This window comes from Paenibacillus vortex V453 (assembly GCF_000193415.1).
In the GTDB taxonomy this organism is placed as follows: domain Bacteria; phylum Bacillota; class Bacilli; order Paenibacillales; family Paenibacillaceae; genus Paenibacillus_AQ; species Paenibacillus_AQ glucanolyticus.
On record NZ_ADHJ01000018.1, the window covers coordinates 201,425 to 223,662 of the forward strand.

Genomic DNA, 22,238 nt, shown 5'->3' on the forward strand with positions numbered 1-22,238 from the left:
ATGGGGTTGTATGAGAACATGGTAGACCGCTTGGACAAATTGGCGGTGGTGGGTCTTGGATATGTAGGTCTTCCGCTGGCGGTTGCATTTTCGAAGAAACTGGACGTTATCGGTTTTGATCTGAGTGAAGACAAGGTGAAGCAGTACAGCAGCGGAATGGACGCCACCGGTGAGATCGGAGATGCATCTCTTAGGGACTGCAGGGCGGTATTCACTTCAGATCCGGACAAGCTGAGGGAGGCTGGTTGTTTTATTGTAGCCGTTCCGACCCCCGTAAAAAGCGGGAATGTGCCGGATTTGAAATACGTGCGCAGTGCCAGCAGGATGGTGGGTCGTGCCTTATCGCGTGGGGCTGTAGTTGTCTATGAATCGACAGTTTATCCGGGCGTTACGGAGGAAATTTGCATTCCAATCCTCGAAGCGGAGTCAGGTCTGCGCTTTGGCGTGGATTTCAAGGTGGGATATTCCCCGGAACGAATTAACCCGGGAGATCGGGTGCACCGGCTTGAAACGATTGTGAAAATCGTGTCCGGCAGCGATTCGGAGGCGCTGGAGACGGTCGCCAGGCTATATGAGCTGATTATCGAAGCCGGCGTCCACCGGGCAGAAAGCATCAAAGTGGCCGAAGCAGCCAAAGTCATTGAGAACGCTCAGCGCGATATCAATATCGCGTTTATGAACGAGCTGTCGATGCTGTTCAACCAGATGGATATCGATACGAATGCCGTCCTCCGGGCAGCGGAAACGAAGTGGAATTTCCTGCCGTTCCGGCCAGGTCTCGTCGGTGGACATTGCATCGGAATCGATCCGTATTATCTTACATACAAGGCCGAGGATACCGGATATCATTCCAAGATCATTCTGGCCGGAAGGCATATCAATGACGGGATGGGAAAATACATCGCCCAGAATGTCATTAAACTTGCAGTTCGCCAAGGTCTTGATCTGGTGCAAGCGAAGGTTGCGGTGATGGGTCTTGCCTTTAAGGAGGATTGCCAGGATATCCGCAATTCCAAGGTCATCGATATTATCCGCGAACTGCAGGATTACGGGATACAGCCGATGGTGACGGATCCATACGTGGATTCGAAGCAGGCATATGAAGAATATGGTATCGAGCTGTCGGATATGCGTGAGTTAAAAGGAATCCAAATTGCAATCGTAGCGGTCGCTCACCATGAATTCAAGCAGCTTGCGATTTCCGACTTTAACGGGATGTTCAGCACGGAGAAGGAGAAACTCTTGATTGATGTGAAGGGAGTTTATCCAAAGGCCGAATGTGAAGCCAACGGTTTTCATTATTGGAGTTTGTGAGATAACGATGGGAGAACGCAATGGGGATAAAAAAAAGTAAGCAACAAAAGAGTACCAAGGAAGTACTTACGTTACCGCGTACGGACAGAAGGACTCTTTCGTATGTGCCTGATCCGGAGCAAATTCGCATGAATGCGGACCGGAGGGGGAATCGAGCGCTGCAACCTGGAGACGATCTGTCCAATACCGAATATTTGAATAAACTTCGGATGCTCAGTTTGCGTTATGTGGCAGATTTCGAGGTGCTGCTTGTTCCTAAGGGGAAAAAGAAAAGCTCTGGAACCAAGGGGCAGGACGGCCGATATTTCGGGTACAGGCCTGCTGCTTAGGGTGCCGGACGCATCGGGCCTTGAAGTTGGCGACAAGGTGAAGGCCCGATTCCGAATTCCTACCGGGTGCGATGCCCGAGGGCTTCGAATCGGCTGTGCGGATTGATGCAAGCATTGTTCGCCAGTTTGTAAACAAAACGGAATCCGGCGACGAGTTGATGCTTGCCATTGAATTCGAGAAGCCGCTAACCGATTATTTTCAGCGCAAACGGTGGGGATATTCCGTCTACTCCGCCAGCGCGCTTCTGTTCGTGTCGGTGCTCTTCATTATGCTTATGCGCGCCGAGAGTATCATCTATTTTAAATACAATATGGTGCTGTATTTATACAGCATTATTGCAGCACTGTTTCTGTTGACTCGTTACCTGTTCGGAGCCTTATACCGCGATGTGCCGATCAATCCCGGGTATACACCTGGCGTGTCGATTATCATTCCCTGCTTTAATGAGGCCGACTGGATCAAACGCACGATTCTCAGCTGTATCAATCAGGACTATCCTGTTGAGAAGCTGGAGGTTATCGTGGTGGATGACCGTTCGACGGACCAATCGGTGCAGCAGATCCAGGATATGATCGAACTGATTCATTCCGAGGCGGAGCGTTACGCTACCCGGGAACGTCTGACCTATACGGTGCTGCCGGTGAATGCAGGCAAGCGGGCCGCACTGGTCAAAGGTGTGGAGATGGCGAAGCATGATCTGGTTGTTTTTGTGGATTCCGACAGTTTTCTGGACCCGACGGCCATACGCCATCTCGTTCAACCCTTCCAGGACCCGAAAATGGGCGGTGTGGCCGGACGGACAGACGTCGAGAATAAATATACCAATAATATGACGAAGCTTCAGACGGTCAGATATTATATTGCATTTCGGATTATGAAAGCGGCAGAATCATGGTTTGACAGCGTAACCTGTTTGTCGGGTCCGTTGTCCTGTTACCGAAAAGAGCTGATTGTCCAGCATGCGGATGCATGGCTGAACCAGAAGTTCCTCGGCAGACCCGCAACCTTCGGTGATGACCGGAGCATGACCAATTTTATTCTAAAAACACACCGTACCGGCTATCAGGATTCGGCCATATGCTCAACCATCGTTCCTTCACAGATGAAGGTATTCCTGAAGCAGCAGATGCGCTGGAAGCGCTCCTGGCTGCGCGAGTCTCTGCGGGCTGGCAGTTTTATATGGCGGAAAGAGCCGTTCATGGCGCTGTTCTTCTATATCGGGCTGATTGTGCCGATCGCGGCGCCTGTTGTGGTTGCCTACAATCTGATGTATGTGCCAATCGTTCACGGCATTTTTCCGGGAACCTTCCTGATGGGCTTGCTGCTGATGGCGCTGCTTATGAGCCTTGCCCATTTACTGTTTCGCAAGAGCAGGCTCTGGGTGTTCGGCTTCGTGTTCTGTCTGTTCTACGAATTTGTGCTGTTATGGCAAATGCCGGTGGCCTGGTTTACCTTCTGGAAATCGACCTGGGGGACCAGGGAAACGCCGCAGGATATTGAAGCCAGACTGAAGAAGGAAGCCCGCAAGCGCAAAGGCAAAAAATTCGGATTACCGTTCTGATGGTGTCAAAGCGGTTGAAGTGAGGATGACAAATGGGGAAGAAACAAAATACTGCCCTTAATGTTCGGCGAAAGAATCGCGGGAAAATCATAAAGGTTACGGCGCAGATTCTGATTTTGGGCGTAGTTGCGATTATGCTGGCGAACGCGATTTTCGATTTCAGAGCCTATAAGGAGCCGGATAAATCGGCCTGGCGTCAGGAACAGGGTTTTATCGCTTTGTCCTATTTTGGAGTCGGTCGTACCGGAACGTCCAAGCTGGTGTCCAAAAGCCAGCTGGATGCCCAGCTGAAGGCTTTGCATGACCAGGGCTACGTCACGATATCGCAGCAGGATATGATCGATTATTACGCCGAAGGCAAGAAGCTGCCGGATAAAGCGCTGTACCTGTCCTTTGAAGACGGGCGGAACGATTCTGCCCTGTTCGCGCAGCCGCTGCTGGAGAAATACAATTATAAGGCAACCTTTTTGTCTTACGCGAACAAAATGGGCAACAGCGAACGGAAGTTTCTGCAGCCGAAGGATATGCTGAAGATGACCCGCACGGGTTTTTGGGAGCTGGGGACCAACGGCAACCGACTGACGTATATTAATATTTTTGACAAGGAAGGCCGCTATATCGGTGTTAAAGACGAGAGCGAGCTGACCAGCAAAGCCAGCGTGGAGTATTACAACCACTATCTGATGGATTTCATCCGCGATGAGAATATGATTCCGCTGGAGAATCGCGTAGAGATGGAAGAACGGGTCCGTGCAGATTATGAGGTGATGAATAAGGTCTACACGGAGGCGCTCGGCTATGTTCCCGGCACTTACATGATTATGCACGCCAATGCGCTTGGCAGCGGGATGAATCAGCTTGTTGCGAACGCGAATACGGATCAGATTCAACAGCTGTTCGGCATGAATTTCAACCGGGAGGGCAACGCCTTTAACACGAAGGACAGCGATCTTTATAATCTGACTCGGGTTCAGCCTGCGCCTTACTGGTCCACCAATCACCTTGTCATGAAGCTGCGCAAGGATCAAGGGCAGCCCATGCAGTTTGTTCGGGGGGACAAGCGGCAGGCCGACAAGTGGGAGCTGCTTGGCGGAGCGGCCGAATTCCAGGATAACCGCATGGTGGTTACGTCTCCGCCCTCCCAGGCAGGTGGCGTATATTTGAAGGGAAGTGAAGCGTCTGACGTTACCGTCTCGGCAAAAGCGCTCGGTAATGTGGTGGGACGCCAATCCGTCTATGTTCGTTACGACCGGATGAAGGGTTCTTATCTGCGCCTTCTGCTGGAGAATAATAACGTGGCGGTGGAACAGAAGATTGCGGGGCAGCCTCCCGAGACACTGTTCACGTACTCCTTGCCGAAGGTAGGATGGGGGGGAAGAGGATCTGCAGTTCGACAAGGCGTCGGTGTATACGAAGGAACAAACGCAGTCCGGCGCCCGTGATGACGAGAACGATTATCCTGTGAACATCGGCGGAAGCCGGGTGCTGGAGATCTCGGTGGATGGCAATTCACTGTCCTTGAGCGTTGATCAGCAGCTGATTCTGGACCAGCAGCCAGTGCATGCTTCGATTGGTGCCGGTGGCGTAGCGTTCGAATCGCAATTTCATGAGCAGAATGAGAAGGATGACATCTACGATGCCATTTTTGAAGACGTCAGGATCCTGTCGGAGTCTTCGGACAGGGATCAGAAGCTGCTGTTTACCAATAAGCCGACTGGATTTACCGGTATGGTAACAAGCGTGCAGAGAACCGTGAACCGGGCTGTCGACTGGGCCGTGGAGACTTTTTAAAATTAGGGTGGCGTAGGGTGTGATCAACGAATGAGGTATCGAACGGTGAAATGGGCAGCAACAACAGTTTTGGTGACCATGTGCGCTGCTGTCATCATCTGGTGGCCACAAGGCAAAGAGAAGGAACGGGTACTACAGCCGCCCCAGACAGGGGTCAGGTTGTCCGCCTGGATTACGGACTGGCAGTGGAAGACGGGGATAACGGATTTGAAGCTGCTTGCCGGAGGGCTTGAAGAAATCCATCTGTTTGCGGTTTACTTCAATCATCAAGACGAACTCCACATTACACCGGATTATTTGGAGGCTCTCCCTAAGGTCATGGAGGCTGCCCGGGAAGACGGACAGATTCGCAGGGTTCTGACCATCGTGAACGACCGTTTCAATACGGATGGATCGACGGTGCAGAAAGATGCAGATCTTGTATCCCGGATCGTGGCTACACCGGAAAGCCGCAGCCGGCATATCGGGGACATCGTGGCTGAGGTGACCCGGCATGGCTTTACCGGTGTGGAACTGGACTACGAGAAGGTCCGTAAGGAAGACTGGGATAATCTGTCCGCTCTGTACAGTGAATTGTATGAGCGCCTCCGGACAGAAGATCTGTCTCTTCGAATTGTACTGGAGCCGGGCGTCCGCGTGGCATCGCTTGACCTGCCGAAGGGGCCGGATTATGTCCTGATGGCCTATAATTTGCACGGTGGTCACAGCGGACCTGGACCGAAGGCGGATCATGCCATGATCCGGGAGCTCGCAGAGAAGCTGCAGCAGATCCCCGGCGAGCATGGTTTGGCTCTGTCCCTTGGCGGGTTTGACTGGGCGGAGGGTGGCAAAGTCACTTCGCTGACGGAGCAGCTGGCGATCGAGCTGGCGAACTCAATTCCAGACGAGCCGCAGAGAGACCCAGCGAGCGGGGCCTTGTATTTTGAATATACCGACGACCTCGGCGCTGATCATACCGTGTGGTATGCGGATGGGACGACCGTCGCGGGCTGGATTGAAACGGCGCGGGCATCCGGCATCGCGAAGATTGCGATCTGGCGACTGGGGGACGTGGGAGAGAATACACTGCAGCAATTGAACGAAATATCGGATACCAAAAAGCAATAATGGAACGACAGTACATAGGACATCCCCTGGTGATATGAAGCCGGTAGGGATGTCCTTTTCATTAGGGTTATTTGCATGCCGATTTAATGAATCAGTTTCGAGGCTTTTGCTTTGCGGACCAGTCCGCTGCTGGCGCGGTTGATTGGCTTCTTGAGCACGATTCCGATAACCAGTGCGATGGCAGCGAAGATGAGCATGAGCAAGGCATCCCGGATCACGATGTCCCACAGGATGCCGCCAACGGCTTCCCGCATCATGCTAATGGCATAGGTAAAGGGCAGGTACGGGTGCAGCGCCTGGAAGAATGGCGGTGTCATCTGAATCGGGAACGTGCCGCCCGCACCCGCCAGCTGCAGCACAAGCAACACGATGGCCATTGCTTTTCCGACATTGCCGAATACCGACACCAGAGTGTATACAATCAGCATGAAGATGGAGCTGATCAGCAGCGCAAACAGGATGAACCAGCCGGGATTCACCACATAGGTCCGGAGCAGGTAGAGGTCGCCGAGGGTGACAAACAGCGCCTGGAACAGAGCGATGGTCAGAAAGGTTAAGTAGCGCCCGAAGTAGACCTCGATGCTGCGAAAGCTTCTCTCCTCATCATGAATATCAACGGAGAGCAGGGACACAAGCAGCAAGGCACCCACCCACAACGATAAGGTCGTGAAGAAGGGAGACATTGCGGAGCCGTAGTTCGGAATCGGGTACAGCCGATTCTCTTCCAGTGTGACAGGCTCGGCAAAAAACTGGCTTTCGAGCTCAAAATTGTTCTGAAGCAGATCGATGACTTCCTGAATATCGCCCTCAGCTTCCATCTCCCGGAGCCGGTTGGCCAGCGTTGTAATGCGAAGCTCGGCCTCCGGCAGGCGGCTCTGGGCAAGCTGCACCTCTTCTCCCCCCACTGTGAGCCCCCTCTGGGCATCCTTTAACAGGCGCTGGATGTCGGGCACGCTGGTCAGCGCCTGTGTCAGCTCATTCTGGACACGCTTGGCGGTATCGGAGCCCTTGCTGAAGGCTTTGCTTATGGCTGGACCGATCTCGCTATCGTAGCGGCTTAACAGTGTGTTGGTCAGATCTGTAATGTCATCGGCAAGTTTTTTCAGCTTAGCAACGGAATCGGCGGGTGCTTCCTCGCCCCGTTCCACCGCTTGTGTTAGGGTCTGGAGCACGGAATGCGCAGATTTCCATCTTGCCGCAATTTCCTCAAGCCTGGCGGCACCTGAAGCTGCTGCGGGGGAGACGGAGCCCAGCCGCTTAAACAATTGGCTCAGCCGAGCTGCAGCTTCAGCAGCTGTCTCGGCGCGAGCCTGGGCAGCGTTCAGGCGGTCGGCAAGCTCCTTCGGATCCATGTCGGCTTGCCCTAAAGCGTCCAGCGCCTGAGAGAGGGCACCAGTAGCTGCATCCAATACCTCCAAATCTTGACGCAAGGCAGGCTCCAGAGACTTCGAGGCACCGGCAGCCTGATTGGCGAAGTCCGCCAGTGCGCCCGCCATTTCCTTGCCCTCGGTAGCGATTCCTTCCAGGCGGGGGAGGGCGGTATGGGCTTGCTGAACGAGCTGGTTGGCCAGCTTAATATCCTCCTGAGCTGTGGTTACCGCTTCATTGAGCTCAGGAAAGCTTTTTTCAAGCCGGAACAGAAGGTTTCGCACTTTATTAATCGCAGGGAGTTGGTTCTCGATTTCAATCCCGAGCGTATTAAAAATCTCGAAGATGGTACCGTTGGCGGTTTTGATGAAGTTTTTGCTGATTTCCTCGACAACGCCGGATGCGCCCTGTGCCGTGACTTTGGGGGCAATCGCGTTAATCTTCTCGTTCGTATAGTAGAGGATCTGGGCTTTGACAGGCTCGTTGCTAAGCACCGTGCCGATACGGGCAGAGAAGTCCTCCGGAATGACAATGGCCGCGTAATCATTACCGCGCCTTACCCCCTGAATGGCGTTCTCGCTATCCTCCGTAAACCGCCAGCCCAGCTTTTCATTTTGATGGAGAGACTCCACGATTTCTTTTCCCAGATTGATCGGTTCGCCGCGCAGGGTGGTTCCTTTATCCAAGTTGGCGACAGCGATGGACAGCCCCGAAGTCTGGCCGTAGGGATCCCAGGATGCCTCAATATTAAACCAGGCATATAGTGAAGGGAGAATGGCCAACCCGGTGATGATGACGGCTGCAGCCCAGTTTCGAACGATTCTATTTAAATCAGTAGAATAGATATGGAAAATATTCTTCATGAAAGCTCCTGTCTTGTACGTAGTTGGAGCTAGTATGCCGCCAAATCCGTGCCAAGATACGAAACAAGCTGTTCCTTTATTGCTTCCTTGAGAGAGGCCCAGTCGCTGAGCAGCCTGCGTTCATATCCGCGGCATAAATACAGCACCTGCACCCCATCTTCTGCGGTACGGCTCTGGTTCTGAATCCGGATACCGCGCTGCCTCATCTGCTGCTGAACCGACCAGGCATGATCAGAATTCCCTTTTTGCATGTATTGCAAATTTAAAATGTAGAGGTCTGCCATTTTGAGACTAAGGGTCTTCAGGATTTGAATGTCCCGCTTAAGAAGCGATTGGAGCAGGTTGTACAGGAGATAGTCTCTGATCAATGCTTCGTCTTCTTCAGAGGGCAGTGGAGGAGTTGAAGGCTTCATAAGTAACACTTCCTCATAAATGAAATACGTATAAGAACATATGTTCTAATATACACATCGTATTCGAGGATTATGCTTCGCGCAATGTATAATTTTTGGTATGTTCACGATATAGGCGTACATATCATGAATAGAGTGGATGGATATTCAACTTGAGTGTGCAATTATGTTGATGTTCATGTAATCCATGGTAAGCCGATGTTTAGGCAGAGCGTATCTTCCTGGGGGTGATGATGTACCGAATCACACAAGTGTTCATCCAGTAAATTCCAATGAGTACCGATGGCTGTTTAGCTAGCCTGCAATCTGTGTTATAATAATGTTAGCAGTTAACTATAACGAGAAAGAAAGGATCAGGATACCATGTCGTCCCCGAAGGACGAATCCCCAAAGGACGATTTGGAAACGTTATGATCTCTCATACACATAGCTTCCTTCGTAGAGCGAAGTCGGACGTCTGAAGACAAGGACGGTCTCTCACGAAAGGATGGGAACTATGGTTCGAAGGATGAGCTCCTCCAGGTTTCCTCAGTGTAGAGATTGGCCTATGTCTGACCAATCTACTACGACAAGAGGGATCCTGTATGAGGAAAAGACAAAACACAATTATCACCATGTCGGCGATGTTGTTCGGAACGTTTTTAATGGCTTTTACGTATTATCACATTAATTTTCACAATCATTTAACCGAAGGCGGCTTTGTTGGCCTTGCGCTGCTTGGCAAATATGCACTCGATATTCCGCCGGCATTAAGTATGATCCTGATGGACATACCGGTACTGCTGGTTGCCTTGTTTATCAAAGGCCGGAAGTTTATTTTCAATACGGTTGTTGCAGCGAGTATGTTCACTGTGTTTTACGCATTAATAGAGCGGTATTCTACGCTCGTGATTGATTTGGGCCATAATTTACTGGCAGCCGCGCTGCTGTCTGGTTTATTAACAGGTTTTGGAGCCGGTATTGTGCTCCGATTCGGTGGGGCAACAGGTGGAGACGATGTGATCTCCGTGCTCTTCAGCGAGTGGAGCGGGCTTAAGGTAGGGACGGTGTTTTTCCTGATGGATGCCGTAGTACTGCTATTATCGCTATTCTACATGCCATTGGTTGAGACTTTATACACCATATTAGCCGTATCGATTGCCGGACAAGTGATCACGATCACAGTTACGTACGGTACCGAGAAAACGGAAAAGAAACCTTTTCGGAAGGCGGTCCGTGCCCCAAGCACTCCGGTTACTCCGAAGGCAGCACAGCATACCGTTAGCGGCCGTTCATAATACGGTCCCATTAAGAGAAGCTCACCCGCATCAGGGTGAGCTTCTTTAGTATGCGGTCAGGGATGGATGTTACTTCCCCTCTTTGGGGTGATTTTCGTCCCACTCCTGCGCTTTGGCGGTGGCGATTGCGATGGCCCGACCTTCATCGTAGTCTTCCTCCAGTAAGGCATTGGCTATTTCCACCGCTTTATTCCTCACACGGGGCTCCAGATTTTTCATCGATGGCGGATAATCATTTTTGCTCCAAGGCATATTGCGATCCCTCCATTTCATTGGATTCAGTATGTACTGTATTATTACCCTGTCCTATAAAAATGAATAAACACTCTAACTCCATAAAAAAAGTACATTGTCCGTTGATTGGACAATGTACTTTGGATGTTCCTGTTTATTCAAACAGCTGCAAATATTCGCCGTAGCCTTCCTGCAACATGTCTTGCTTCGGAACAAAACGCAGTGCCGCTGAATTGATGCAGTAACGAAGTCCATTGGGTCCAGGGCCGTCGTCGAATACATGACCGAGGTGTGAGTCGCCTTTTTTGCTTCTCACCTCGGTGCGGACCATCATATGGGTGAGATCCATTTTTTCCTTGATGTTATATTCGCGAATCGGACGGGTGAAACTTGGCCATCCGCAGCCGGCATCATACTTGTCCGTAGAACTGAAGAGCGGCTCGCCCGACACGATGTCTACATAGATTCCTTCTCCGTGATGGTCCCAGAATTCGTTGTGGAACGGAGGTTCGGTCGCATTATTCTGAGTTACTTCGTATTGTATCGGCGTAAGACGCTGTTTCAGATCCTCGGTATCGACGGGATCGGACCAGTGCTGGTCAATGAAGTCTTCGCGGCCGGATCCTTTGCGGTAGCGTTTGTAGTGGCCCGGATTTTTCTTGTGATAATCCTGATGGTATTCTTCGGCTGCATAGAAGGTGCTGGCCGGAATAATCGGCGTTACAATCGGTCCATCAAATCGTCCGCTGGCCGCTACAGCCTGCTTCGACTGCTCTGCCAGTTCTCGCTGTTCTTCTGTATGATAGAAAATAGCGGTCCGATACGACAAGCCGCGGTCATGAAATTGTCCGCCCTCATCGGTAGGATCGATTTGCTGCCAGAAGAGTTCAAGCAGCTTCTCGTATGGGAACACTTCCGGGTTGTAGGTGATTTGCACGGCCTCATAATGGCCTGTTGTATCAGAGCACACCTCTTCATAGGTCGGATTTTCCTTATGTCCGCCCGTATAGCCGGATACAACATTCAAAATGCCGGGCAGCTCATCAAAGGGAGAGACCATACACCAGAAGCAGCCTCCCGCAAAGGTAGCCAATTCGCTTGGGTTTGAACGATTACTCATATATTATCCCTCCGTCGTAATAACAATATAAATGTAAGTCTTATTATTATTATAATCATTTTTGGTTGGCGAAACCAAAATATTGCTCAATCTTCATGTTTCCTTGCCTTCAGGCGGCGGAATATCGCCAGGCCTAGAGCGGTTACCAGCATGAGTCCTGCAGCAATGGCAGCGAATATTGCCGGATGCTCGGCAAGTCCGCTGCCCATCCAAGCGTACAGGAGAATCGCAGGGATTTTACCGATGGCGGAAGCAGCTGTATATGTCCAGAAGGGAATGGAGGCCACCCCTGCATAGATATTGACGGCCATCTGCGGTATGACGGGCAGCAGCCGTGCGAGCAATATGGCTTGAAACGGACGGCGTTCCACCGCTGTGGTAAACATTTCTGCAGCCGCATATTTCCCCAGCAAGCGCCTGCCGTTCTCCTTGTACAGTGCGCGAACTGCCGCATACAGGAGAATGGCGGCTACCGTTGTGCCGAACCAAGAAATAGCTGCAGCCCAGATCGTGCCGTAAGCGTATCCGAGTACAGCGATTACGACTTTGTAGGGTGCAATGGGGAACAGGGCCAGCAGCGTGGCCAGCATCACCATCAGGAAGAGCGAGGGTTCTCCTCGAAGCCAGTCCATGATTTCTGCTCTGTATGTAAAACCTAATGCCAGGACGGCAGCATAAATTGCCGGTATAAACCATCGTTTCATTATGTCTCCTCGCTTTGCATGATAAAGCTGAATAGCATAATAATAGCAAAAAAGCGGGAATTCTGCCCGATTTTCGGTGCGGAGAGACTATGACTTTATGGAAAAAATTGAATATACAAGCGATTTTCCATATGTTATAATATGTAAAATTGAATATCCCAAAGGGGAGTAGCTTTATAAGAAAACCTATATCGTGGCCTTTTTCAAGGATGAGTGACCGCGATTCGAAGATGGGTTTTCTTGCGATATAGGGTTTAGTCAGCTCTGCTGATAACTCATAAGTTCTATATCATAAATAAAGTCGTCATGACGGGACTAATCATCCCCGGCTTTATTGGCAACGAATTTGTTGTTTAGCGAGACCTTTGCCTGATTTATTTATGAATGAGGTGAAGGTCTCTTTTTGCGTTCAAAAAACGCTGTAGACCTTATAAATTAAGGTAACAGCATTTTTTTTGGATGGAGGGCATTCGCAGGTGGAAACCTAAAAGAAATCAAAGAAAGGGTGGGAGAAGCATGGATTTGATGTCGGTGGAATTTTGGACGGCACTGCTGTCGATTATCCTCATTGACCTGGTGCTGGCAGGCGATAATGCCATTGTTATCGGACTTGCGGCTCGTAATGTCCAGAAAGAAGACCAGAGGAAGGTTATCCTGTGGGGTACCGTTGGTGCGATTGTCATTCGGATTGTGGCTACACTTCTCGTTGTACAGCTCCTAATGATTCCCGGCTTGCGCCTGATCGGCGGCATTGCGCTGCTGTGGATCGCTTACAAGCTGCTGGTGGATGAGAAACAGCATGAAATATCTGCCGGCAACCAAATGTGGGCAGCAATCCGTACGATCATCATCGCGGACGCCATGATGGGACTCGATAACGTCCTTGCGGTAGCCGGAGCAGCGGGTGAAAGCTTCATGCTCGTCATTATCGGACTTGCAATTTCTGTTCCCATTATGGTGTGGGGCAGTACCATTATCCTGAAGCTGACAGATCGCTTTCCAATCATTATTACCATCGGTGCAGCGGTGCTTGCATGGACAGCATCGAAGATGATCGTAGCAGAGCCCATGATTCATGACTGGTTCTCAAATGACTTTCTAAAGTACGGTTTTGAAATTCTGGTCATCGCCATTATCATTGGTGTTGGAACTTGGATGAAGAAGAAGAATGAGGACAAAGCGAAGAGGAATCCGGTCCATGTAAAGATGGTCGATTAGCTTTGGTTTTGTATAGGGTGCAATAAGCGGTATAATATCTTCATGGACGAAAGGAACGAAAAAGAAGTTCCCATCGCATGAGGAGGAGTTATTACATGGAGTCAGCAGCCGGAAAATCCATGGAAGAACGGATTGCGGAATCGTACCGCCAGGATGAGGATATGATGATCCTCGTATTTGCCCAGTGGTGCGTGAATCACGGTCTGGATCCAGCCGAACTTTACCGCAAAGCATATCCGAGTCAGCCCGCCAACGATCAGTTGACCCGGGTTCTGGCATTAACGGTGCCTAAGGAAGAAGCGGGTGAGATACCGGATCAGACCCTGCTTGGAGTGCTGTCATTATTCGGAAACGAGGATTTGGCGATCGTTGTCTCTGAGGCAGTAGCCACATTTGGTGCCGATAAGAAGTAAGCGTGAACTCATGGCATATCTTACATGTGATCTTAGGCAAAAGCGGGTCGATCAAGGAGAAAACCTTGGTCGACCCGCTTTTTTATGGTCAGAATGGCTCATTAATTTGACGTTCGGCTGGCCATCCGGAATTGTTTAGGCGAAACACCGAATCGCGAACGGAAAACACGGTGAAAATAAGTGTAGTTGGCAAAGCCGGAGGTTTCGGCTACATCCTCCAGCGAAAGAGGACTGAACACAATCCGCTCCTTGGCCATGCTCAGACGCACGTCCATGGTGTATTGCATGATGGTTGTACCGAATGCCTCCTTGAACAGATGAACCGCACGGGAGACGCTGATCCCGACATGGGCGGCAACATCCTCCAGCTTGAACATCGAGGAGGCATTCTCTTCAATATAATTCTTCATGCGATAAGCAAGATACGTCTTGGGCGTCGTCGAAGGCTGCTCCGACAGCAGACGGTCCACTTCGAGGCACAGAATGCGCACTGTATAATCGGAGATTTCCGGATAAGGATCGGATACGCGCCGCTGCTCCAGCAGGATTTGCCTGAACAGACCCAGGTAGCGTTCTTCGAGCGGAACACGGATTTTGGTGGGCCGTTTCTTCGAATTCCACCATGCATCAGCCCAAGGCCCTTTGAAAAAAATATGATAATCCCCGCTTTCAATGGTTAATTCTCCCAAAGCGTTGTATTCATCATCAATTCGGAGCTCGTATGGCTGTCCGGGAGTGAAAATCAACAGATCTCCGGCCTCAACGAGCGATAGTTTATCATCGATTTTCGCGCGGCATTTTCCGTCGGTCTGCCATCGCATTAAGTAGGTATCAAAACCGTCCGCCAGGGACATCTTGAAAGGTTTGCGGTGAAAAGAGAAATCTGCTGCTACGACTTGGTTGGAAAGATTTGAATCCATTGCTAAAGTCCCCTTTGAAGAATAAGAAAATAATGACCAGATTGTTCATGTTTTAATCATATTCTTCATTTTAAACGAAAGCATAAAAGAATACCATTGTACTAGTCTAGAGCACATCTAAACACTCAAGGAGTGACAGCGATGAAAAAAATGAAAGCAGGTATAATTGGCTGCGGAAACATCAGCGGCATATACTTCACGAACTTAAAGAACAGCCCTTGGGTTGAAATCGTGGCATGTGCTGACCTTATTATCGAAAACGCGAAAGCGAAAGCTGATGAGTTCAACATCCCGAACGTGTATACCGTTGAGGAGATGCTCGCACAGACTGATATTGAGTTCATTATTAATTTGACCATTCCCTCAAGCCACGCCAATGTTGATATTGCCTCCCTGGAAGCAGGTAAGCATGTTTACAGTGAAAAGCCGCTGGCCATTACCCTTGATGAAGGCCGCCGTGTGCTGAATCTTGCGGATCAAAAAGGCCTTCGTGTCGGCTGCGCACCCGATACTTTTCTGGGATCCGGTGTACAAACGGCTAAAGCGGCCATTGAATCCGGCCTGATTGGCAGGCCTATCGCTGCTACGGCATTCATGATGGGTTCCGGTCCGGAGGCCTGGCATCCGAATCCAGAATTTTTCTACGCGTCGGGTGGAGGACCCATGATGGACATGGGGCCTTATTATGTATCGGCCTTGGTTGAGCTGCTGGGTCCTGCAAGCCGGATCAGCGCATCCACAGGCATTCAGATTCCCGACCGCGTTGTCGGCTCCGGCCCGCTGGAGGGAAAACCGATAACAGTGCAAACACCGACGCATTTAGCCGGAACGATGGATTTTGAGAACGGTGCCATTGCGACCATGATTACAAGTTTTGATATCTTCGGCGGTTCTGGACTGCCATGGCTTGAAATCTACGGTACCCAGGGAAGTCTTAGTTTGGGTGATCCCAATTTCTTCAATGGAGAGGTAAAGCTTCGTAAACCAGGCTCCGAAGAGTGGGAATTGCTGGATCCTGTATTTGAATGCGGCAAGAATGAGCGGGGTCTGGGCATTGATGACATGATTCAATCGATCCATGAGCAGAAGGACCACCGCGTCAGCGCTCGCTTGGCTTATCATGTGTTGGAGATCATGCAGTCATTTCAGCAGTCGTCGCTTGAAGGCAGACATATTGTTCTGCAAAGCACATACCGTTATGGCAGACTTCCATCGCCGCAGCAGGCAGAATCTGCTGAATAAATGGCACTGTGAGTGACTGAATTGCGAGCAGGCAGGTCCTGGTTTTCTCGTATGTATCCATGAGCCTTTAGCGAACTGGCAGCCCGGCTTCTATTCTTGTAAACTGGTTATGAAGTACTTGCAAACCAGCTTCTGACGGATTTGGCAGGAATGAACTCTTGGCAGCAATCCGCATGAAAGCGTTGCAATAATATTTGGAGTGTATCCAAAATTAACAGATGCGTATGGGAGGAAATGGACATGTCGAAAACATTGAAGATCGGAATAATCGGTTGCGGGGGAATTGCCAACGGCAAGCATATGCCAAGCCTGAAGAAGCAGGCACAGGCAGAAATGGTAGCTTTCTGCGACATCGTAGAAGAGCGTGCGCAAAAAGCAGCCGATGAGTACGGAGTCGAAGGTGCCAAAGTATATACGGACTTCAGAGAGCTGCTTCAAGACGGCAGTATTGATGTCATCCATGTATGTACGCCAAACGATTCCCACTCTGAAATTACGGTAGCCTCTTTGGAAGCCGGTAAGCACGTTATGTGCGAAAAGCCAATGGCCAAGACGGTATCTGAAGCCAAGGCGATGCTGGACGCTGCAGAGCGTACCGGAAAAAAACTTACCATCGGTTACAATAACCGTTTCCGTGACGATAGCATGTATTTGAAAGGAATCTGTGAAGAAGGCGAGCTCGGCGAGATTTATTACGGTAAAGCACTTGCCATCCGCCGCCGTGCCGTTCCGACTTGGGGTGTATTCCTTGATGAAGAGAAGCAGGGCGGAGGACCGCTGATCGATATCGGTACCCACGCGCTGGACTTGACGCTGTGGCTGATGGACAACTACAAGCCGAAGAGTGTGCTTGGATCAACCTTCCATAAGCTGGGACATCGTGAGAATGCTGCGAATGCGTTCGGTCCTTGGGATCCGAAGGAATTCAAGGTGGAGGATTCAGCGTTCGGATTCATCACCATGGAGAACGGTGCAACGATTGTTCTGGAATCCAGCTGGGCGCTTAACGTTGTTGAGACTGGCGAAGCCAAGGCCGTTCTGGCAGGTACTGAAGGCGGAGCTGACATGAAGGACGGTCTGCGCATTAACGGGGAGAAAATGAGCAGACTGTATGAAACCAAAGTGGATCTGAATGCTGGCGGTGTGGCGTTCTACTCCGGTTCCAAGGAAAGCGACGCAGACCGCGAGGCAAGAATGTGGATTGAAGCCATTATTGAAGATAAAGACCCTGTCGTTAAGCCGGAACAGGCTTTTGTGGTAACGCAGATTCTGGAAGCGATCTATGAATCAGCCAAGACAGGAAAAGCCGTTTATTTCGATAATTAAGAACCTGACAAGAAATACAAATACAAAATGAAAAACCAGGAGGTACACAATGAAATTAGGCGTATTTATGGTATTGCTGAGCGGACGTAAGCTGGAGGATGCTTTGGATTATGTGGCATCCAAGGGTCTTAAAGCGGTTGAGATTGGAACTGGCGGTTACCCGGGCAATGCACATTGCAACCCTGCAGAGCTGCTTGAAAATGAAACAGCACTGAAAAACTTCAAGAACGCGGTAGAGTCCCGCGGGTTGATCATTAGCGCACTGAGCTGTCACGGCAATCCGCTCCACCCGCAAAAGGCAATCGCTAAAGAGTTCCACGATGTGTATGTAAAAACGGTAGAGCTTGCAGAGAAGCTGGAAGTGCCTGTCGTTAATACTTTCTCCGGTTGCCCGGGCGATCATGAGGATGCTAAATATCCGAACTGGCCGGTAGCACCTTGGCCTAACGACTACCAAGAGATTCTGACTTGGCAGTGGGACAACAAGGTCATTCCTTATTGGACCGAGTGGGGTAAATTCGCCGCTGACCGTAACGTTAAAATCGGTCTTGAGCTGCACGGCGGCTTCTCGGTTCATACGCCAGGCACACTTCTCAGACTGCGTGAAGCAGCGGGTGAAGTCATTGGTGCGAACCTTGACCCGAGCCACATGTGGTGGCAAGGAATTGATCCTGTTCAAGCGATTCAAATTCTGGGCCGCGAGGGAGCTATTCATCACTTCCATGCGAAGGATACAAGCATCGATCCGATTAACGTGAACAAGCACGGTCTGACCGATATGCAGTCTTATGAAAAAATGCTGGACCGTGCATGGCAGTTCCGCAGCGTTGGTTATGGACACGATGTGAAGGAATGGGCAGACATGATGAGTGCCCTGCGTCTGGTTGGATATGACTATGTAGTAAGTATTGAACATGAAGATGGGCTGATGTCCATCGAAGAAGGCTTCTCCAAAGCGGTGCAAAACCTTCAGCAAGTGCTGATCGAAGAGCCGCTCGGAGAAATGTGGTGGGTATAACATCTTAGGGCAACCTAGCGAATACGCAATTAGGGGGAACAGCAACATGCTTAATGTAACCATATGGAATGAGTTCGTACACGAGAAGATCCATGATGAGGTTCGGAGTGTATATCCGACAGGGATTCACACAGCCCTGGCGGAGGGTCTGCATAATCCGGATTTCATCATCAGAACGGCAACGCTGGATCAGCCAGAGCACGGGTTGACTGAGGATGTACTGGATTCGACTGATGTGCTGCTGTGGTGGGGGCATATGGCTCATGACCAGGTTAGTGACGAGATCGTCAGCAAAGTCGTTAAGCGCGTGCTGGACGGTATGGGTCTGATCGTTCTTCATTCGGGGCATTTTTCCAAACCGTTCAAAGCGTTGATGGGAACGAGCTGTGATTTGAAATGGCGCGAAGCCGGCGAGCAGGAAATTATCTGGAGTGTAAATCCAACGCATCCGATTGCGGCGGGAATTACGGGTCCTATCATGATCGAGCATGAGGAAATGTACGGGGAGTTCTTTGATATTCCAGCCCCGGATGAGCTGGTATTTGTCAGCAATTTCGAAGGCGGTGAAGTTTTCCGCAGCGGCTGTACATTCAAGCGCGGTCATGGGAACATTTTCTACTTCCGTCCGGGACACGAGACCTATCCAACTTACTACAATCCCGAAGTACTGAAAGTGATAACCAACGCTATCAACTGGGCTCATTCAACTGCAGGTAAGCAAACATTCGGCAACAGCCAGCCTGTTCGTGCGCTTCCAGTACTAGTCTAAGCCTTTTATACAAGCGTACTTAAGTAAACACAACGACGAGTCGTTCAAGGATCTGTCCTTGTTCGGCTCGTTTTCCAGTTGCGGCGGCAGAATCGTAAATTTTTTTGGAGGCTAGGGATAGAATATACGTAAGTATGGGGTATTGTATGTTATACAAGAAGGGGGCTGTACGCATGAATGAAGTACAAAGCGCACCTGTCGATCCCACCATTATCGCCATATGCCAGGCCAGGCTGGCTCATCAACCTGTTCAGGGTTTTCTGCTGGGGAGAGGAACAAGCTCCGCAGCCGTGATGTTTGTTGGAGAAGCGCCCGGGGCCCATGAGGTTTTGGAAGGAAGACCTTTTGTAGGGCAGGCCGGTCAGGAGATGAATGCTTATCTGGAGCGACTGAACTTGACGCGGGAGCAAGTGTATATTACCAGTGCCATGAGAAGCAGGCCCTATAAGGAGAAGGTGATCGTGCGGGCGTCCGGTGAGAACATCATCAGCCGTTCGAACCGTACACCCACCAAAGCGGAAATTTTGGCGCATGCGCCCTTGCTGGATGAAGAGATCAGATGGGTCCAGCCGAAGATCATCGCTCCCATGGGAAATACCGCGCTGCATCGGCTGATCGGAAGCCATGAAACGGTGACATCGCTGCATGGAAAGCTGATCGAGGGCCCTGTACAACAGGCGATTAGCCTGGAGGATGCTTCGGCTGGATATAGGTTCTCAACCGAAACCTATATGATTTTTCCTCTGTTCCATCCAGCTGCGGTACTGTATAATAGGAAATTATCCCGTTTGATCGAGTCCGATTTGGATATATTGGCTCGGATGATTTCAGGATAAGTGCTGATTTTCTGGGAAAAAGGGGCTAGGTGGTTTTCAGCTTCTCGAAAATATGCTAAAATGAAACATACTTACAATTCGTAAGTTTTGCAAGAATTATGGTTTAGTTTATTGAGTTTCTATAAACAAGGTGACTTCGTAAAGAGGTGAAGAGATATGGAAGTTACAAATGTTACGATGTGTCCCCGTTTTGAATCTGCGTTTTCTTTTCTGGGCAAACGGTGGAACGGTTTGATTATTCAGACATTGATGAGCGGGCCTAAGCGCTTTAAGGATATTTCCAATTTGATTCCGTCCATGAGTGACAAAATGCTCTCGGAGCGGATGAAGGATTTGGAGTGCGAAGGCATATTGATTCGTCATGTCTATCCGGAAACGCCGGTACGTATCGAATATGAACTAACTGAAAAAGGGAACGCACTTCGTCCGGTAATGGAACAAGTGGCTTCCTGGGCAGAGCAATGGGTCGAAAGATGAGTCATCTTAAGATCCCCGTTGACGATTAAACCCTGGCATGAGACAACTCATTTCAGGGTTTTTTTTCAAAATTTGAAGTATGATTTTTTTACAATGAAGCAAGATATGTGGACATGCACCAATCCGATGCACCTGCTATATGATGTATATAACCCAGCGGTAAATCAAGGAGGCGAGCCCATGATCAAGCGAACGTATATCTCCCATTTTCATTATGGACAAGAGGATATCTCAGAACTTGAAAACGCTTCAATGCAAGTCCTTCATATTTTTGTAGAAGACCAAGCGGATGCTGAGTCAGTATTTGCCCGAGCCGCTGTGGTTGGCTTTATCCGGAACAAGCCCAGAATCGGCGGATGCCGCCAGCCGGAATTGCAGCGATGTGAACGACATGTTTCAGAAATGGGTGAAGGGTCCCCGTGGATGGAAATTCATCGGTTATGAAACGGATAAATCAAAAACAACCGGCGGGCAGGATAAGGGGCGTCTGGGCAGATTTCTGCAGATGATAATCTGGTCCCATTATGAGAAGATTGCAATGCTCCATCCATTTCTCGGCAGTGAGCCGTTTTTTGACGGGGAGGAGCTGGATGTGATTGCTGCTTATTTTGTGCCGACGTACATCAGTGCCGAACCCTTGTTGCAGCAAGGGAAGACGTTCAAGGCTATTCAAGGTGGCGTCATTTTGTATCAGGAACATATTCAGGCACCGGCTGTCATTATGCAATCGGGCAGTGACTGGCTGGAGGGAAACTGGATGACGGGTGTGGATTTGGATGCGAAGGGGTTTGCCGGGATCCGGCCTTATCTGAAAGTGCCAAGCGGAGAACGAGCCTATATGGAGGCTCAGATCATATAACATAGATAAACACACCCTCTAGAGGAAGGTGTGTTTATGACGTGCAGTCTTTCCAATCGTTTACCGGTGTTCCACCAGGTCAATCGCACCAAGCACAAGATGAGCCAGTCCGAAGCCGAGAATACCGGTTGCGGCAAGTTTATACTTGCTGCTAAGCAGAGCGGCACCCGAAGCAGAAACCACAGTTCCAAGAACAGCAGGAATCAAACCTTCACGCATGCTGAGCACTCCCTTTAATTTTGGTTTGGAAAGACAAGGTTTATTGTGGTCAAAAGGCTGTATATTATGCACAGCGAGACGCAGTGACATTAAATCCGGCAAATTTCGAGCGGACACATCTCGCAATGGCATATTTCCTGCAGCATCGGCAGATCCTTGATGACAATCATACCACCGGCATATTCAATGGCGTCTTTTTTACGGAGATCACTCAGCATCCGGTTCACGCTTTCGCGGGTTGCCCCAATCATGTTCGAGAGATCGGTGTGGGTAATCTTCTTATTAATGAGAATGGTATCATCTGCCTGATGCTGACCGTACGTATTGCTCAGACGAATCAGCGTCGAGGTTAATGCACCCGGCTTGCCGTACATCATAAGATCACGGAATTTGGTCTGGGTGATCCGGTGGTGAATGCCCATCCACTTCATAAAATCAATGGCAAAATCACAATGCTGACAGATCAGCATCTCCAAATCCTTATGTTCGATAACCCCGACCACACTATCCTCAAGCACCTCTGCCGAGAAGCTGTGATTGGTGCTGAAGAATGGATCGGCCTGACCGACCATATCCCCTGGATGATACATATATAGAATAAGCTCTTTGCCTTCATCAGTCGATTTAGTTAACTTAATTCTTCCTTGTTTTACGAAGTACAACTTGTCGGCGAAGTCACCTTCCCAGAACAAATGGGAGCCTTCAGGGAGTACTCTTTCCTTCATGGTGACCAGCAGACGGTTGCGGTTTTGTTCCGAGAAGCACTGGGTGTTCCCTAGGTTTTCGATTTCCATTGCATTGTCTACAGTTTTCATGTTGGTATCCCCTAACATCCAAAAATTTGATCTGTTTAATCTTT

At 50.0% G+C, this 22,238-nt stretch carries 22 protein-coding genes and 1 pseudogene; 15 read left to right on the plus strand and 8 right to left on the minus strand.

Annotated elements, in window-relative coordinates; genetic code table 11:
- The 5 genes and pseudogenes from PVOR_RS11340 (at position 1) to PVOR_RS11355 (ending at position 6,103) form a co-directional block, all read left to right on the plus strand.
- On the plus strand, positions 1–1,314 hold the full coding sequence (locus PVOR_RS11340) for a nucleotide sugar dehydrogenase (RefSeq protein WP_006209312.1): 1,314 nt from the start codon (positions 1–3) through the stop codon (positions 1,312–1,314).
- Between the two features lie 20 nt (positions 1,315–1,334).
- Positions 1,335–3,205, plus strand: a pseudogene (locus PVOR_RS11345) (glycosyltransferase family 2 protein).
- Positions 3,206–3,237: 32 nt separating this feature from the next.
- Complete coding sequence (locus PVOR_RS11350) at positions 3,238–4,647, plus strand: polysaccharide deacetylase family protein (protein ID WP_327196533.1); 1,410 nt, start codon at positions 3,238–3,240, stop codon at positions 4,645–4,647.
- The gene (locus tag PVOR_RS32785) at positions 4,610–4,996 is read left to right on the plus strand and encodes a hypothetical protein (RefSeq protein ID WP_327196534.1); all 387 of its coding nucleotides are present in this window, start codon (positions 4,610–4,612) and stop codon (positions 4,994–4,996) included. Before PVOR_RS11350 ends, PVOR_RS32785 begins: the two co-directional genes overlap by 38 nt.
- 30 nt (positions 4,997–5,026) lie before the next feature.
- Positions 5,027–6,103 carry a glycosyl hydrolase family 18 protein gene (locus tag PVOR_RS11355; protein WP_040680494.1) on the plus strand — a complete coding sequence of 359 codons (1,077 nt, stop codon included), beginning with the start codon at positions 5,027–5,029 and terminating at the stop codon, positions 6,101–6,103.
- 83 nt (positions 6,104–6,186) lie between these two features.
- On the opposite strand, the gene PVOR_RS11360 is transcribed toward PVOR_RS11355, so the two are convergent.
- Positions 6,187–8,334 (minus strand): YhgE/Pip domain-containing protein, encoded by a 2,148-nt coding sequence (locus PVOR_RS11360; RefSeq protein ID WP_006209317.1) that lies wholly within the window; start codon positions 8,332–8,334, stop codon positions 6,187–6,189.
- A gap of 29 nt (positions 8,335–8,363) precedes the next feature.
- Positions 8,364–8,747, minus strand: coding sequence for a hypothetical protein (locus PVOR_RS11365; RefSeq protein WP_006209318.1), 384 nt, complete (start codon positions 8,745–8,747; stop codon positions 8,364–8,366).
- 584 nt (positions 8,748–9,331) lie between these two features.
- Between PVOR_RS11365 and PVOR_RS11370 the strand changes: the two genes are divergently transcribed.
- Complete coding sequence (locus PVOR_RS11370) at positions 9,332–10,024, plus strand: YitT family protein (RefSeq protein ID WP_006209319.1); 693 nt, start codon at positions 9,332–9,334, stop codon at positions 10,022–10,024.
- Between the two features lie 69 nt (positions 10,025–10,093).
- On the opposite strand, the gene PVOR_RS11375 is transcribed toward PVOR_RS11370, so the two are convergent.
- The 3 genes from PVOR_RS11375 to PVOR_RS11385 form a co-directional block, all read right to left on the minus strand.
- A complete protein-coding gene (locus PVOR_RS11375) occupies positions 10,094–10,276 on the minus strand; it encodes a hypothetical protein (RefSeq protein ID WP_006209320.1) in 183 nt (60 codons plus the stop codon).
- 136 nt (positions 10,277–10,412) lie between these two features.
- The gene (gene msrA, locus PVOR_RS11380) at positions 10,413–11,378 is read right to left on the minus strand and encodes a peptide-methionine (S)-S-oxide reductase MsrA (RefSeq protein ID WP_040680496.1); all 966 of its coding nucleotides are present in this window, start codon (positions 11,376–11,378) and stop codon (positions 10,413–10,415) included.
- Positions 11,379–11,464: 86 nt separating this feature from the next.
- Positions 11,465–12,082: a TVP38/TMEM64 family protein gene (locus tag PVOR_RS11385; protein ID WP_006209322.1), complete on the minus strand. Its 618-nt coding sequence runs from the start codon at positions 12,080–12,082 to the stop codon at positions 11,465–11,467.
- Positions 12,083–12,598: 516 nt separating this feature from the next.
- On the opposite strand from PVOR_RS11385, the gene PVOR_RS11390 reads away from it, so the two are divergent.
- The gene (locus PVOR_RS11390) at positions 12,599–13,300 is read left to right on the plus strand and encodes a TerC family protein (RefSeq protein ID WP_006209323.1); all 702 of its coding nucleotides are present in this window, start codon (positions 12,599–12,601) and stop codon (positions 13,298–13,300) included.
- Between the two features lie 95 nt (positions 13,301–13,395).
- Entirely contained in the window at positions 13,396–13,713 is a 318-nt protein-coding gene (locus PVOR_RS11395) for a hypothetical protein (RefSeq protein ID WP_006209324.1), read from the plus strand.
- A 101-nt stretch (positions 13,714–13,814) separates the two neighbouring features.
- On the opposite strand, the gene PVOR_RS11400 is transcribed toward PVOR_RS11395, so the two are convergent.
- Positions 13,815–14,633, minus strand: coding sequence for an AraC family transcriptional regulator (locus tag PVOR_RS11400; RefSeq protein ID WP_006209325.1), 819 nt, complete (start codon positions 14,631–14,633; stop codon positions 13,815–13,817).
- A gap of 141 nt (positions 14,634–14,774) precedes the next feature.
- On the opposite strand from PVOR_RS11400, the gene PVOR_RS11405 reads away from it, so the two are divergent.
- The 7 genes from PVOR_RS11405 (at position 14,775) to PVOR_RS11435 (ending at position 21,160) form a co-directional block, all read left to right on the plus strand.
- Positions 14,775–15,875: a Gfo/Idh/MocA family protein gene (locus PVOR_RS11405; RefSeq protein WP_006209326.1), complete on the plus strand. Its 1,101-nt coding sequence runs from the start codon at positions 14,775–14,777 to the stop codon at positions 15,873–15,875.
- A gap of 240 nt (positions 15,876–16,115) precedes the next feature.
- On the plus strand, positions 16,116–17,201 hold the full coding sequence (locus PVOR_RS11410; RefSeq protein WP_006209327.1) for a Gfo/Idh/MocA family protein: 1,086 nt from the start codon (positions 16,116–16,118) through the stop codon (positions 17,199–17,201).
- A 49-nt stretch (positions 17,202–17,250) separates the two neighbouring features.
- A complete protein-coding gene (locus PVOR_RS11415) occupies positions 17,251–18,219 on the plus strand; it encodes a sugar phosphate isomerase/epimerase family protein (RefSeq protein WP_006209328.1) in 969 nt (322 codons plus the stop codon).
- A 46-nt stretch (positions 18,220–18,265) separates the two neighbouring features.
- The gene (locus tag PVOR_RS11420; protein ID WP_006209329.1) at positions 18,266–18,988 is read left to right on the plus strand and encodes a ThuA domain-containing protein; all 723 of its coding nucleotides are present in this window, start codon (positions 18,266–18,268) and stop codon (positions 18,986–18,988) included.
- A gap of 173 nt (positions 18,989–19,161) precedes the next feature.
- Positions 19,162–19,824: a uracil-DNA glycosylase gene (locus PVOR_RS11425; protein WP_006209330.1), complete on the plus strand. Its 663-nt coding sequence runs from the start codon at positions 19,162–19,164 to the stop codon at positions 19,822–19,824.
- Between the two features lie 156 nt (positions 19,825–19,980).
- Entirely contained in the window at positions 19,981–20,301 is a 321-nt protein-coding gene (locus PVOR_RS11430) for a winged helix-turn-helix transcriptional regulator (protein ID WP_006209331.1), read from the plus strand.
- A 322-nt stretch (positions 20,302–20,623) separates the two neighbouring features.
- A complete protein-coding gene (locus PVOR_RS11435) occupies positions 20,624–21,160 on the plus strand; it encodes a hypothetical protein (RefSeq protein WP_234972841.1) in 537 nt (178 codons plus the stop codon).
- A gap of 60 nt (positions 21,161–21,220) precedes the next feature.
- Here PVOR_RS11435 and PVOR_RS11440 read toward each other — a convergent pair whose 3' ends face one another.
- Both PVOR_RS11440 and PVOR_RS11445 read right to left on the minus strand, forming a co-directional pair.
- Positions 21,221–21,379: a hypothetical protein gene (locus PVOR_RS11440; protein ID WP_006209333.1), complete on the minus strand. Its 159-nt coding sequence runs from the start codon at positions 21,377–21,379 to the stop codon at positions 21,221–21,223.
- Positions 21,380–21,468: 89 nt separating this feature from the next.
- The gene (locus PVOR_RS11445; protein ID WP_006209334.1) at positions 21,469–22,194 is read right to left on the minus strand and encodes a Crp/Fnr family transcriptional regulator; all 726 of its coding nucleotides are present in this window, start codon (positions 22,192–22,194) and stop codon (positions 21,469–21,471) included.
- Between the last annotated feature and the right edge of the window lie 44 nt (positions 22,195–22,238).